Source organism: Frankia sp. AiPa1, from assembly GCF_023243075.1.
Lineage (GTDB): Bacteria > Actinomycetota > Actinomycetes > Frankiales > Frankiaceae > Frankia.
In genome coordinates this window covers 17058-30375 of sequence record NZ_JALKFZ020000163.1, presented here as the reverse complement: position 1 = coordinate 30375, position 13318 = coordinate 17058, and the positions used below count along the sequence as shown (strand labels likewise).

Annotated in this window: 12 protein-coding genes; 7 read left to right on the top strand and 5 right to left on the bottom strand. The window is 72.7% G+C overall.

The genetic code is table 11. The features are described from left to right. The gene (locus MXD95_RS18945; RefSeq protein WP_250642002.1) at positions 1-1197 is read right to left on the bottom strand and encodes an RNA polymerase subunit sigma-70; all 1197 of its coding nucleotides are present in this window, start codon (positions 1195-1197) and stop codon (positions 1-3) included. Between the two features lie 141 nt (positions 1198-1338). Between MXD95_RS18945 and MXD95_RS18940 the strand changes: the two genes are divergently transcribed. Both MXD95_RS18940 and MXD95_RS18935 read left to right on the top strand, forming a co-directional pair. After that, positions 1339-2073 carry a M24 family metallopeptidase gene (locus MXD95_RS18940; RefSeq protein ID WP_250642001.1) on the top strand — a complete coding sequence of 245 codons (735 nt, stop codon included), beginning with the start codon at positions 1339-1341 and terminating at the stop codon, positions 2071-2073. Between the two features lie 35 nt (positions 2074-2108). Further along, positions 2109-2570, top strand: a complete 462-nt coding sequence (locus MXD95_RS18935; RefSeq protein WP_250642000.1) for a hypothetical protein — start codon at positions 2109-2111, stop codon at positions 2568-2570. Here the strand turns inward: MXD95_RS18935 and MXD95_RS18930 are convergent. Continuing rightward, positions 2558-3481 carry a LysR family transcriptional regulator gene (locus MXD95_RS18930; protein WP_250641999.1) on the bottom strand — a complete coding sequence of 308 codons (924 nt, stop codon included), beginning with the start codon at positions 3479-3481 and terminating at the stop codon, positions 2558-2560. The genes MXD95_RS18935 and MXD95_RS18930 overlap by 13 nt on opposite strands. 653 nt (positions 3482-4134) lie before the next feature. On the opposite strand from MXD95_RS18930, the gene MXD95_RS18925 reads away from it, so the two are divergent. Then, entirely contained in the window at positions 4135-4362 is a 228-nt protein-coding gene (locus MXD95_RS18925; RefSeq protein WP_250641998.1) for a hypothetical protein, read from the top strand. Between the two features lie 40 nt (positions 4363-4402). On the opposite strand, the gene tnpA is transcribed toward MXD95_RS18925, so the two are convergent. Further along, positions 4403-4819 carry an IS200/IS605 family transposase gene (gene tnpA / locus MXD95_RS18920; RefSeq protein ID WP_250641997.1) on the bottom strand — a complete coding sequence of 139 codons (417 nt, stop codon included), beginning with the start codon at positions 4817-4819 and terminating at the stop codon, positions 4403-4405. Positions 4820-4841: 22 nt separating this feature from the next. Here tnpA and MXD95_RS18915 point away from each other — a divergent pair, with 22 nt between their 5' ends. The 4 genes from MXD95_RS18915 to MXD95_RS18900 all read left to right on the top strand — a co-directional run bounded on the left by MXD95_RS18915 (position 4842) and on the right by MXD95_RS18900 (position 10283). Beyond that, entirely contained in the window at positions 4842-6071 is a 1230-nt protein-coding gene (locus MXD95_RS18915; RefSeq protein WP_250641996.1) for an RNA-guided endonuclease InsQ/TnpB family protein, read from the top strand. A 260-nt stretch (positions 6072-6331) separates the two neighbouring features. Further along, positions 6332-7615 carry an acyl-CoA dehydrogenase family protein gene (locus MXD95_RS18910; protein ID WP_250641995.1) on the top strand — a complete coding sequence of 428 codons (1284 nt, stop codon included), beginning with the start codon at positions 6332-6334 and terminating at the stop codon, positions 7613-7615. A gap of 103 nt (positions 7616-7718) precedes the next feature. After that, complete coding sequence (locus MXD95_RS18905) at positions 7719-8924, top strand: SfnB family sulfur acquisition oxidoreductase (RefSeq protein ID WP_250641994.1); 1206 nt, start codon at positions 7719-7721, stop codon at positions 8922-8924. A 105-nt stretch (positions 8925-9029) separates the two neighbouring features. Beyond that, positions 9030-10283 (top strand): LLM class flavin-dependent oxidoreductase, encoded by a 1254-nt coding sequence (locus MXD95_RS18900; RefSeq protein WP_250641993.1) that lies wholly within the window; start codon positions 9030-9032, stop codon positions 10281-10283. A gap of 96 nt (positions 10284-10379) precedes the next feature. Here MXD95_RS18900 and MXD95_RS18895 read toward each other — a convergent pair whose 3' ends face one another. Further along, positions 10380-11030, bottom strand: coding sequence for a histidine phosphatase family protein (locus tag MXD95_RS18895; protein WP_250641992.1), 651 nt, complete (start codon positions 11028-11030; stop codon positions 10380-10382). Between the two features lie 343 nt (positions 11031-11373). Beyond that, a complete protein-coding gene (locus MXD95_RS18890; protein ID WP_374122075.1) occupies positions 11374-13161 on the bottom strand; it encodes a phosphatidylglycerol lysyltransferase domain-containing protein in 1788 nt (595 codons plus the stop codon). Between the last annotated feature and the right edge of the window lie 157 nt (positions 13162-13318).

The window sequence follows — 13318 nt, the reverse complement described above, 5'->3', positions numbered from 1 at the left end:
TCAGTCCGGGAGGGAGGCAGGGAGGCCGAAGCGGGTGAACAGGCCGGTGGCGGTGAAGGCGCGGAAGTCCGGGCCGGTGACGCCGCGGCGGGTGACGTCGAGGAAGGTCGTGACCTCGATGATCCGGCCGCCGTCGCCGGGCCCGTCACCCCCGGTCCTGGTGCCCGCGGACCCGCCGCCGGTGTCGAAGGTGAGCACGTTGATGGCGTGGGGGAGGTAGGGGGTGCCCGGTGGCTCGGTGGCGAGTACCGAGTAGGCGGCCAGCGCCGGCTGGCCGTTCGCCCAGGTCAGCAGGCTGCGCCAGCGGAAGTAGTGGAACGGGTTGGCGGCGAGGAAGGTGGCGATCGCCGCGTGCCCGCGGAACCACGCCGGCTGCGGCGGCATCGACCAGGTGGCGTCTGCCCGTAGCAGGTCGATGACGGCGTCGACGTCGGCGGCGTCCATCGCCGTGCGGAAGCGTTCGACGGCCGCGCCGATCGTCGCGTCGCCGATCTGGCGCCGCGTGGCCTGCTGCGACTGCGCTGGCACCTTCTCGGCGACGAGCGCTCGGGCCCGCTGCAGGGCGCTGTTGAGCGCGCCGGTCGTCGTCTCGAGCAGGGACGCCGCGTCCCGTGCCGGGTAGCCGAGCACGTCGGTGAGGATGAGCGCCGCCCGCTGGTTGGCCGGCAGGTGCTGCCAGGCCGCGACCAGCGCCAACTCCACGCTTTCGCGCAGCTCGTAGGTGTCCTGTGGGTCCGGCTCGGCGTTCGGACCGACGCCGCCGTGGCCCAGCCCCAGCCCCAGCGCCGAGTCGGGGAACGGCTCGAGCCACGCCGACTCGGCGATCGGCGTGCCGGCGGCGTCCGACGGCCCGGACGCCCGGAAACCGGTGTCGACGGGCAGCGCGCGGCGTGACCGGCTGCGCAGGGCGTTCAGGCAGGTCGTCGTCGCGATCCGGTGCAGCCAGGTGCCGATCCGAGCCCGACCGTCGAACCCGTCGAGGCCCTGCCAGGCCTTGACCAGGGTGTCCTGCAACGCGTCCTCGGCGTCGAACAGCGAGCCGAGCATCCGGTAGCAGTGCGCCCGCAGCCGCGGCTGCGATGGCGTGACCAGCCGCCGGAACGCCTCGGCGTCACCCGCCCGCGCGGCGGCGACGAGTGCGTCCTCCTCCGCCTGGTCCGTGCGGGCGGCGTGGTCGAAGCTGGTCGAGGCGTCCATCCGGCGCGGCGTCCCTTCTGCTGCTCCCACCCGGCTCGGATGTGGTGCCATCCGAGCCGGACACTCGGTCGGCGCAGGTCGTGGTCATTCTCGCGGCTGCTCGGACGTCTGCCGACGGCGGGCCACCTACGATGGGTCACTGTGGAGTCCGAAGCTGACCGGGTTGCCCGCCTGCTGGACGCGCAGGAGCGGGCGCAGGCGCTGTTCGATGAGGTCGGCGCCCGCGCGCTGGTCGCCCCGGGACGCACCGAACGCCAGGTCAGCGATCTGATCCGGGACCTTGCGGCGGACATGTTCGGCGTCGAGCGGCACTGGCACAAGCGGATCGTCCGCGCCGGGCCCAACACCCTGCATCCCTACGCCGACAACCCGCCCGACCGCACGATCGTCGAGGACGACATTGTCTTCCTCGACTTCGGCCCGGTCTTCGAGAACTGGGAGGCCGACTTCGGCCGCACGTTCGTTCTGGGTGACGACCCGGTGAAGCACCGCCTGCTCGCCGACCTGCCCCGCCTCTTCGACGCCGGACGCGCCTACTTCGACGCCCATCCCGATGTCACCGGCGCCGAGCTGTTCGCCGAGGCCGGGCGGCTGGCCGAGGCGGCCGGCTGGACGTTCGGCGGCCCGATCGCCGGCCATCTGGTCGGCGAGTTCCCGCACGCCCGCATCCCCGGCAACAAGGTCGAGTACTACGTGACGCCGGGCAGCGACCAGCCCATGCGCCGCCTCGACCACGACGGCCGCCGCTGCCACTGGATCCTCGAGATCCACCTCGTCGACATCCCCCGCCGCATCGGCGGTTTCATCGAACAACTCCTCGACCTCGGCCCGCGCCAGATGTCCGGCCGCGCCGTCCCACCGAGCGGTCCGCCGTGAGCGGCGGTGGCCGGTCCCAGGCTGCCGCTCGTGACATGATCACGGCGTGGCAGGCCGCGACCGAGGATCGCGACGCCGTCGCCGCCGCTGCCTGCCTGGCCGACGAGGTGCGGGTGGTGCCGCCGAACGTCGGCCGATACCGCTTCCGCGGCCGGGCGTCGATGCGGCTGATGCTCACCGCCGCGTTCGGATTCATCGACGATCTGCGCTACACGGGCGTGATCGACAGCATCGGCGTGTGGACGCTTCCGTACCAGGCCCGGATCGCGGGGCGCCCGATCACCACGATCCAGCGCCTTCGCCTCGGCGCCGACGATCTCATCTGCGAGCTCACTCTGCCTGGCAGCCCGCCGATGGAGTTCGTCCTCGCGATGGAACGCATCGGCCCCCGCCTCGTCGCCCCACCGGAACCGCGTCCGAAACGTAGGACCCGTGGCCGACCGGCGCACTACCGCGGTACGTCGACCGTCTCGGACGGTGGGCGTCAGCCGGCCTGACGGGAACGGCGGGTGCGGTAGTCGGCGGCCAGGGTGATGAGGATCTGCTCCAGGCGGCGGACGGCGACGGGCAGGCGGCGGGTGCGGCGGCGCTGCAGGACGAGCAGAACGGTGGCGTCATCCGACTCGAGCGGTCGGTAGGTGATCAGCCCGCACTGCTCCAGGGGGTCGCCGACGACGCTGTAGTCGGGGAACACGGTCACGCCGAGGCCCTGGGCGACCATCAGCTTGCCCATCTCGGCTCCGTCGGTCGAGTAGGACAGTGCCGGGTTCGCGTCGCGCAGCAGCCGATGGACGTAGCGGTGCATCACGTAGCCGGCGCGCATCGCGATGAACGGCTCGGTGAGCAGGTCCCGCGGGCGGATGCTGTCCCGGGCGGCGAGCGGGCTGTCGGCGCGGCAGCACAGCACCGCGGCGCCGCGGACCAGCTCGACGGTCTCCAGGTCCGGGGCGACGTCATCGCCCTCCATCAGGTTGACCAGACCCAGATCCAGGCCACCGTCCAGGAGCTGGCGGTGGATGTCGGCCTGCTGGGTGTTGACGACCTCGACCTGCGTGTTCGGCTGGGCCGCGCGGAACTCGCGCAGGGCGGGAGCGAGCAGCGGGACGGTGGCGGCGTTCACCGTGCCGACGCGGACCATCTGGCTGGAGCGGTGCTGGTCGTCGGCGGCGGCGCGCAGGCGGTCGACGGCCTCGAGCACCTCCGTGATGTGTGGCAGCAGCTCGGCGCCGGTCGCGCTGATCGTCGCACCGGTGCGACGGCGGTCGAGCAGGGTCAGCCCGAGCTCACGTTCCAGGTTACGGATGGTCTCGGACAGTGCCGGCTGCGACATGTGCAGCGACTCGCTCGCCGCCCGCATAGACCCGAGCCGGACGATGGCCGCGAGGCACTCAAGCTGCTCGATCCGCACGACACCCACCCTGTCGGACCATCCCTGCCCGCGGGCCGGATCCGGTCCGAGTGCGAGGGTTTCCCTATCGGACCCTCGCCGAGCCCTGATTGACCGGCTGCTCGGACCGGGGGAGACTCTTCATCATGTCGATGGGAATTATAGGGATTGCCGAGCGCCGGCCCTCCGTCGATATGTGTGCCGGCGGCGCCACCGCCCTGCGTCACCGTGGCTGTTGTCCCCGGGCGGGGGCCACGGTCTGTCCGACTGCCTGACTGGCGGGTCCGTTCGTGGCGGCCTGGCCCGGCCGGTTGGCGTGCCCGCGCCGCGGGCTGCCCGCGCCGCCAGGTTGAGGGCAGGTCGGCGCTCGGGCCGTCGGTGCCAATCGCGGCCAGCGATGTAGGTCCGCGCGATCATCCGTACTGTGTCCGTCACCGCCATATCCGGTTTTCTTTCGGCTTTCGGGGGCGGTCCGGGTCGCCCACGGCAGCTGCATTCGCCGTCCCGCTGTGCCTCCGTCGTCATCCTGCCGTCCCTCGTCACCCGGGTATTCGTCGTCATCCGGGCTGCGTTGGCACCCCCGATTTCCGGCGCGCGTCGGTCGGAGGCGGTGCGGGCGTGGCCGGACTGTCCGTCGAGCCCGATGGAACCTGATTCTATGGAGGTTATCGCGAATGTCCGAGGACGCCGAGGTCGGCGCCGAGCCGGTGAGGTTCGCCTACTGGGTGCCGAATGTCAGCGGCGGCCTGGTGGTCAGCCGTATCGAGCAGCGCACCGACTGGGGCTACGACTACAACCGGCAACTCGCTGTTCTCGCCGAGAACAACGGCTTCGACTACGCGCTCAGCCAGGTCCGCTACCCGAAATGCGGGCCAGTGCTCCGGCCTTCAGGCCGGGGGTGAAGGCCGGCGTGGGAAGGCCGCCTCGCGGCCTGAGCGTGTTCTAGATCGGGCGTTGCTGCTGGTCGATGTACTGGCGGAGGACTGACAGTGGCGCTCCGTCGACGGAACCGGCGAAGTAGGACCCGGACCAGAGCCGGCTGGCCCGCCAGTAGTGGCGGGCGAGGTCGGGGAACTCCTGGCGCATCCGGCGGGACGACACGCCTTTGAGGCTGTTGACGAGCTTCGACAAGGCGACCTTGGGCGGGAAGTTGACGAGGAGGTGGACGTGGTCGCCTTCGCCGTTGAACTCAACCAGTTCGACCTCGAAGTCGGCGCACACCGCCCGCATGATCTCCTCCAGTCGGGTCAGGTGCCGATCGGTGAACACACGGTGCCGGTATTTCGTCACGAAAACCAAGTGGGCGTGCAGGACGAAAACACAGTGCCTGCCAGTTCGAACGTCGAGGTCGGGAGCCATAGACCAAGTGTAGAATGGTGGTGTGCAGCTTCGGTACAACTACCGTCTCGACCCGTCGCCGGGTCAGATCGCGGCGTTGTCCCGGGTGTTCGGCTGTGCCCGGGTCGTGTTCAACGACGCGCTGAGGCTGCGGCAGGACGCCCGTACGGCCGGGCTGCCCTACCTCTCGGACGGGGAACTGTCCCGCCGGGTCATCACCGAGGCGAAGCGGACCCCGGAGCGGGAGTGGCTCGGCGAGGTGTCCGCCGTGGTGCTCCAGCAGGCGCTGGCCGACCTGAACACCGCCTACCGGAACTTCTTCTCCTCCCTGTCCGGAAAGCGGAAGGGCCGGAAGGTCTCCCCGCCCCGGTTCCGGTCACGGAAGGACAACCGGCAGGCGGTCCGGTTCACGAAGAACGCCCGCTTCACGGTCACGGCGGGGCGGAAGCTGCGCCTCCCGAAGATCGGGGACGTGGCGGTGCGCTGGTCGCGGGACCTGCCCGCCGCGCCTTCGTCGGTGACCGTGATCCGGGACGCGGCGGGCAGGTACTTCGCCTCGTTCGTCGTGCGGACGACGGACGAGGCGTGGCCGCCGGTCGAGTCCGACACGGGTATCGATCTGGGTCTGACGCACTTCGCGGTCCTCTCGGACGGCACGAAGGTCACGTCGCCGAAGTTCCTGCGCCGCGCGCACCGCACGCTGCGCAGGTTGCAGAAAGAACTGTGCCGCAAGAAGAAAGGCAGCAGCAACCGAAGGAAAGCCGTCGTCACGGTGGCCCGCGCACACGCCCGGGTGGCCGACGCCCGGCGGGACTGGCAGCACAAACTCTCCACGGCGATCATCCGCGACAACCAAGCGGTCTACGTCGAGGATCTGTGTGTCACCGGTCTCGGCCGGACCCGGATGGCCCGGTCGGTGCACGACGCGGGCTGGTCCCAGTTCGTCGGCATGCTGGAGTACAAGGCCGCCCGGTACGGCAGGACGTTCGCCTGCGTCGACAGGTTCTTCCCGTCGTCGCGGGTGTGCTCGGCCTGCGGGGTGAAGGACGGGCCGAAGCCGCTGGCCGTCCGGGGGTGGACCTGCCTGGCCTGCGGCACCGTCCACGACCGGGACGTCAACGCGGCCCGGAACATCAGGGCCGAAGGACGCAAGGTCACCGCCGGACAGGCGGAGACCGTAAACGCCCGTGGAGCGCAGGTAAGACCGGCACCCATGCCGGCACCGCGCCGCGAAACGGGAACCCGCCAGAAGCTCACGCCCACAGCGGCGTAGCAGGCTGGAATCTCCACCCTGCAGGGCGGAGAGGATGTCAACGCTGGTCCGAGAGCTCGAGGCGGACGACGCCGCCCGGCGCGGCGACCAGCTCGTGGTCGGCGCGTCCTGACCGTGTCCCCCTCCCGTCCGCTGCGCCGACGTCGGCGGCTGGTGCGACGACGACACGTCGACTACCGCCGCACCGACAGCGCCCTGTGTTCCCACGCCCGATCTCCGCCGCGTCCCTGATCAGCCCAACCTCATTCGGAGGAATCCTGATGTCGCCGCACACCGACCAGCAGCCCACTTCGCCCCCTATCCCTACCCCCACACTGGCTGCGGCGCCCACTTCCACCGACTCCGCCGGCACGGCACCTGGCGGCAACGAGGTCCGGTTCGCCGCCGCGCTGCGCCGCGCCGACGAGGTGGCCGCCGAGCTGCGGGCGACCGCCGCCGACCGGGACCGGGCCAATCGCACCCCACGGCCCGAGGTCGAACTGCTGCGCGCGGCCGACCTGCTGCAGGTCCAGGAGCCGGTCGCCTACGGCGGTGACGGCCTCGACTACGCCCAGGCAGCCCAGCTCACCCGGCGCATCGCCCGCGGCGACACGTCCATCGCCCACCTGCTCGGCTACCACTACGCCCAGACCCGGATCGCTCCGCTGTTCGGCATACCCGCGCAGGCCGACGCCCAGTCCCGGCGCAACGCCGCCGAGAAGCTGTTCTGGGGTGGCGTGCAGAACCCGCGGGGTGGCTCCGACCTGGTGCTGACCCGAGACGGCGACGGGTTCCGGCTGAACGGCCGCCGCTCGTTCGCGTCGGGCGCGAGCCTCGGCGACCAGCTTTCGGTCACCGCCGCTCTCGACGGCGAGCTGGCGTTCGTCTCGCTGCCGGCCGGCCGGCGCGGGTTCCGCGCGCTCGGTGACTGGGACAACATCGGCCAGCGGCTCACCGACTCCGGCGGCGTCGTCTTCGAGGATGCCCGGGTCGAGCGGTCCGAGGTCCTCGGTGACGATCCGCTGACCGGGCGGGTCCCGTCGGCGTACCAGACGCTGGTCACCCCGCACTGGCAGCTGGCGTTCGTCAACTTCTACATCGGCACCGCCGAGGGCGCCCTGGCCGAGGCCCTCGACTGGGTGCGCGGGCATGGCGCGCCATGGGAGTCCTCCGGGGTCGAACGCGCCACCGACGACCCGTACATCCTGCGCACCGTCGGGGAGATCCGCAGCGAGATCCGCGCCGCGGCCCTGCTCGCCGACCGGGCCGGCGAGGCGCTGCGGTCCGCGCTGAACATCGGCCCGGCGCTCACCGAGGACGAGCGCGCCGAGGCGGCCGTCGCCATCTACGAGGCCAAGTACCTGACCACGACGGTGTCCCTGGCCGCCACCAGCCGGCTGTTCGAGATCCAGGGCGCGCGGGCGACGACCAGCGCCTACGGCTTCGACCGGCATTGGCGCAACCTGCGCACGCACACTGTCCACGACCCGGTGGACTACAAGGCCCGCGAGGTCGGCGACTGGACCCTCAACCGCCGCCCCCCGCAGTTCTCCCTCTACCGCTGATCTCCCCCTGTCGACGCGGGAGTCGGCGGGTGGTCACGATGGCGTCGCGCCGAAGCCGGAATCGGTGGCGACGGTGCTCGGGGATGGGAAGGGGGATGGGGCGGTGGTGGTTTTGCGGTCCGGGGATGAGGCGGTGGCGGCGGCTCGGGGGCTGGCGGAGCGGTCTGCGGCCGGGGCCGCGGGCCGGGACGCGGGGCGGGTGCTGCCGTGGGAGCAGGTCGAGCAGCTGTCGGCCTCGGGGCTGCTCGGCATCAGCGTGCCGGCGCGGTTCGGTGGGGCGCAGGTGTCGGTGGCGGTGCTCGCCGAGGTCTTCCGACGGCTCGCGACAGTGGACGCGAGCCTCGCCCAGATCCCGCAGAGCCACTTCGTCTACCTCGACGTGCTGCGCTTGACCGGCAGCGAGGCCCAGCAGCGACGGTACTTCGCCGAGGCGCTCGCCGGCCGGCGGTTCGCCAACGCGCAGACCGAACGGGCCGGGCGCACCATCACCGACGACGCCACCACCCTGCGGCCCCGGCCGGGCGGCGGCTACCTGCTGACTGGCGAGAAGTTCTACTGCACCGGCGCGACGTTCGCCCACTGGATCGTCGTGCGTGCCGCCCTCGCCAGCCCCGGCGGTCCGGCAGTCCCGGACGGCGCACCTGGCAAGGCGTTGGCCTTCCTGCGCCGTGACACGCCCGGTGTGACGGTCGACGACGACTGGGACGCCGTCGGGCAGCGCACCACCGCGAGTGGCACCGTCCATCTCGACGAGGTGGAGGTCGAGGCCGACCAGGTCGTCCCGTTCACGCCGATCTTCGACGGGCCGACCACCTACGGCGCCCGCGCCCAGGTGCTGCACGCCGCGATCGACGTCGGCATCGCCCGCGGCGCGCTGGACGCGGCGGTGACGCAGGTGGCGCGGGCCCGGCCGTGGTTCGAGGCGGGCGTCGAACAGGCCGCGGACGATCCGCTGCTCGTCCAGCAGGCCGGGGAGCTGGAGATCGAGGTGCGCGCGGCGGAGGCGCTGTTGCGTGCGGCCGCGGCGGCCATCGACACCGCCGAGCGGGACCTGACCGACGACAGCACGACGCGGGCGTCGGTCGCCACCGCGGTCGCGAAGGTCGCGGGCGGCCGGGCGGCGGTGCGCGCCGCGTCCGAGCTGTTCGAGCTCGGCGGCACCCGCAGCGCCGCCGGCCCGCTCGGCCTGGACCGCTACTGGCGCGACGCGCGCACCCACACCCTGCACGACCCGAGCCGCTGGAAGGTCCAGCACATCGGCCGCTGGCTGCTGTCCGGGACGAGGATCCCCCGTCATGGCCAGCTCTGAGCGGACCATTCACACGGGAGCGCCCGCGGCCCCGGCGGCCCCGCGACCTGTCGGCCCGCGACACCCGCGGGCCCGCGTGCGATCCGAAAGGTGGTGGGCCGCGTCATGACGCTGCGCCTGCACTGGTTCCTGCCGTCCTACGGCGACTCGAGGTTCATCGTCGGCGGCGGCCACGGCCTGACCGCGGGCGTCGCGGCCGGAGACCGCCGGTCCAGCATCGGCTATCTGTCGTCGATCGCCCGGGCCGCGGAGGAGTTCGGGTTCACCGGCGCGCTCATGCCGACCGGAGCCTGGTGCGAGGACGCCTGGCTGACCACCGCGATGCTGACCCGCGAGTCCGAGCGCCTGGCGTTCCTCGTCGCGTTCCGACCGGGCCTGATCAGCCCCACCCTGGCCGCGCAGATGGCCGCGACCTACCACGCGCACGCGCCGGGACGGCTGCTGCTCAACGTCGTCACCGGCGGTGAGGCGCACGAGCAGCGGTCGTACGGCGACCACCTGGACAAGGACGCCCGTTACGCCCGCTGCGAGGAGTTCCTGTCCATCGTGCGACGCCTGTGGGCGGGGGAGACGGTCACCCATCGCGGGACGCATCTGCACGTGGAGGGAGCTCGGCTGGCGACCCTGCCCAACCCGGTGCCTCCGCTGTACTTCGGTGGCTCGTCGGCCGCCGCGGGACCGGTCGCCGCCACCCACGCCGACGTGTACCTGACCTGGGGCGAGCCGGTGGACGCCGTCGCCGGGAAGCTTGCTTGGATCCGGGGCCTGGCCGCCGAGCGGGGACGGTCCATCCGGTTCGGCATCCGGCTGCATGTGCTCAGCCGGGACCGCGCCGAGGACGCCTGGCGCGATGCCGGCCGGCTGCTCGACGCGCTCGGCGAGGACGTCGTCACCGCCGCCCAGGCCGGGCTCGCCCGCAGCGAGTCCACCGGCCAGGCCCGCATGCTCGCCCTGCACGAACGCCACCGCGCCGACGGCAGCTGGCGGGACCCGCGCGCCCTGGAGATCGCGCCGAACCTCTGGGCGGGAGTCGGCCTGGTCCGTGGCGGCGCCGGGACGGCGCTGGTCGGCAGCCACCTCGAGGTCGCCGAGCGGATCGCCGAGTACGCGGCGCTGGGCATCGACGAGTTCGTCCTGTCCGGCTACCCGCACCTGGAGGAGTTGTACTGGTTCGGCGAAGGCGTCCTGCCCCAGCTCACCCGAGCCGGGCTGTTCTCCACCGGGGCCGGCAGCTCCCCGCCCGACGGTCCCGTCACGGGCACGCCGGGCGTCGGCTCCGCGCCCACAGCCGACACCGCCGCACCCGGCCTGCCGGTGCCCGGTGGTGCCACCATTCCGTTCGTCGGCCTGACCCGCTAGCGATCTCTCTCCTGGAGTCGCGACCTGCCGAGGCCACCACACCGCCGCATCACCTCGATCGCGGTCACCTCGGCCGCCCGCGATCTCGGCCCTGGTTTACAGGGGTCGGCAGGCGTGACTGAGGGTCCAGAGGGCATCGGAGGCGTCGGGATCGTCGGCGCGGTCGGGTTCGGCGGCGGGACGGTGCAGCAGGGTGGCGGACAGCGGAGCGACGTCGATACGCCAGAACATCTCCGGCGGGCAGCGCAGAACGGTGAGTAACACCGCCCGCACGACCGCCGGATGGCTCACCGCGATCACGTGCTCCGCCGCGGTCGCGAGCCCCGCGAGCCAGGCCGCGACCCGCTTGAACAGGTCCTCCCGCGACTCGCCGCCGGGCGGCACCATCCCCGGCTGCTCGTGCCAGCGACGGAGATCGCCGATCGGGATATCGCTGACGTCCAGCCCCTGCCAGGCGCCGACGTCCAGGTCGCGCAGAGCCGATTCCACCTGGACGCCGCCCTCGCCGGCCCGTGCACCGAGCCCCAGCGCGCGTGCGGTCTGCCGAGCTCGGGCCGAATCGTCCACCAGAACCCGGGCGCGGCCGGGCAGCAGGCCCGGCGCGGCGAGCGCGCGGGAGGCGACCGCGGCCCGGCGCAGCCCGTCGGCGTCCAGACCCTCGTCATCGGCCGCGAAACGGGCGGCCCGCAGCGCCGGCGTCGGGGCCACACTGACGACAGCCAGCCGGACGGTGCGCCGCGTGCTCACCCGGCGAGGCAACCAAGCCTGACCCGCCCTGTCAATGTGAGCTCTGATCCGGTCGTGTCCCGCCTGATCCCCAGGCATGTCCGTGCCTGATCCCAACGGGCCGGCCGGTGATCCCGTGACCGCCACGAGCGGATACTGGCCGGTCCTCATGAAAGTCAGCCGGTCGCGCGGACCGCCAGGTTTCCTGGGACTGTCCGCCCGGCCATCCAGGCGGGGCCAGCCGCCAGCCGCCGGCCGCCAGCCGCGGTGACTGTAGGTGACAGTTAGATCTTGCTTTCAGTGCGCCAAGATCTAAAGAGGTTACTGAGGGCGGGTTCGTGTCCGTTTTGCCCCCCACGGCGACCTACTTGGCCGGATCTTGCTGCAGCGCCGAGCGCGGAGCGTAGCGGTCGTCGGTGTCCGGCGGGCAGACGAAGACGATCGGCGGGTGCGGGGCGTCGACAACCGACGGTGGGTCGGTCGGGTCGGTCGGGTCGGTCGGGTCGGTCGGGTCGGTGGGGTCGGTCGGGTCGGTGGGGTCGGTCGGGTCGGTCGGGTCGGTGGGGTCGGTCGGGTCGGTGGGGTCGGTCGGGTCGGTCGGGTCGGGTGAGGCAGCCGAGTCGAGACGGCGGGTCGGGCGGCGGCGCAGGAGGGTGGGGCGGGGGATGAGGGCCTCGGCGCGCATCGCGGCGCACAGGATGCGGGGGAGGTCGCGGGTCGTGGGCCAGGCGGCGTAGCGGGGCTGCCATGCGGGGTCGAACTTGGCGTTGAAGCGGTAGAGCGACTCGATCTGGAACCAGCGGGACGCGCCGAGCAGCATCCGCCGCCACAGCCGCAGCGCGGGGCTGGCGCCGAGACGTTCGCCGCGGGCCAGGGTCGCCCGGAACGCGGCGAAGGTGAGCGAAACCTGCCGGACCCGCAGCCGGGGGGCCTCGCGTAGCAGCGCGACGACCATGAACTCGGTCAGGCCGTTCGCCGAGGTGCGGTCGCGGCGCACCACGTCGAGGGCCAGCCCGTCGCGTCCCCAGGGCAGGAAGGTCAGCACCCCGCACAGCTGTTCCCCGTGGAAGGCGCGGACGACCAGGCAGTCGAGATCGGCGAGGTCGGCGACCCGGCCGAGATGCGTCGCGCAGCCGCCGGCGCCGCCGCGGGAACGCCACGCCGCCGCCCGGTCGGTGACCAGGGCGCGCTCGTCGTCGGTGAGGTCGGCGACCCGGTCGACCCGGGTGGTGTAGCCGGCGCGTTCGACGCGTCCGACGGTCTGGCGCAGGCAGCGCATCGAGCGTCCGTCGAGGCTGAAACCCGCCGTCGGCACGACCGCCTGGTCACCGAGTTCGAACACGCGCAGGCCGGCGCGCTGCCAGGCCCGTCCACCGTCGGGACCGCAGCCGACGACCGCCGGCACCCAGGCGTGGGCGGCGGCGAGCTCGAGGAACGGGCCGATCGCGGCGGGCCAGGTCTCCGGGTCTCCGAGCGGGTCGCCGCAGGCCAGGACCACCCCGCCGACGACCCGGTAGACGATCGCGGACTTCCCGGACGGCGACCACAGCACGCTGTTGTCTCGGCGCAGGGCCGCGTAGCCGAACGAGTCCCGGCCGCAGTGGCGCGCCAGCAGATCACGCATCCGGGTGTCGTCGTCATCGCTCAGGGCCGCTACCTGACGTGCGGGACGCAACGCCAGGTAGCCGGTGACACCGACGGTGACCGCGCCGAGGGCCAGCAGGACCGAACCGACGAGGTCGCCGTCCCCCTCGGCGAAGCGCACCGGTCCGCTGACGCCGACCAGCCCGGCGAGGATGTGCGCGAGGCGTTCCCCGCCGTCGCCGTGGCCGTGACGGAAGCGGATCAGCGAGAGGCCGATGGCCAGGTCCGCGACCGCGAAGGTGGCCAGCGCGCCGAGGGCCCGCCAGCGGGTGCGCGGGTCGCCAGCGGCGTGGAAGCTGCGCCTGGTCGCGAGCAGAACCGCGAACGGGACGGCGTCCACCGCCGCCTGGACCACGGCGAAGCCGGCGACGAGGTCCAGCAGCACCGCCGCGCCGGAGAGCACCACCGCGGCCTGCCACGCCCGCCGTTTGCGCCGGCGCAGGCCGTGGGACAGGCCGATGAGCAGCAGGCCGGCGCCGACGCTCGTGCCGGTCGCCGCGTCGGTCACCAGGCCGGGAATCATCCGGCCGATCCAGGTCCACCGGGTGGTCCGGTGGCTGATCGCGAGGACGACGTCGATCAGGCCGACGAGCGCCGTCAGTGCGGCGATCAGAGCCGGCGTGGGCCGCCGCCGCCACCATCGCCTCCCGGCCTTCGGCGATGTG

Bases quoted from the DNA above. Each gene is read 5' to 3' on its own strand.
- MXD95_RS18945 (WP_250642002.1), bottom strand. From the start codon at position 1,197: ATGGACGCCTCGACCAGCTTCGACCACGCCGCCCGCACGGACCAGGCG.
- MXD95_RS18935 (WP_250642000.1), top strand. From the start codon at position 2,109: ATGATCACGGCGTGGCAGGCCGCGACCGAGGATCGCGACGCCGTCGCC.
- MXD95_RS18925 (WP_250641998.1), top strand. From the start codon at position 4,135: ATGTCCGAGGACGCCGAGGTCGGCGCCGAGCCGGTGAGGTTCGCCTAC.
- tnpA (WP_250641997.1), bottom strand. From the start codon at position 4,819: ATGGCTCCCGACCTCGACGTTCGAACTGGCAGGCACTGTGTTTTCGTC.
- MXD95_RS18910 (WP_250641995.1), top strand. From the start codon at position 6,332: ATGTCGCCGCACACCGACCAGCAGCCCACTTCGCCCCCTATCCCTACC.
- MXD95_RS18900 (WP_250641993.1), top strand. From the start codon at position 9,030: ATGACGCTGCGCCTGCACTGGTTCCTGCCGTCCTACGGCGACTCGAGG.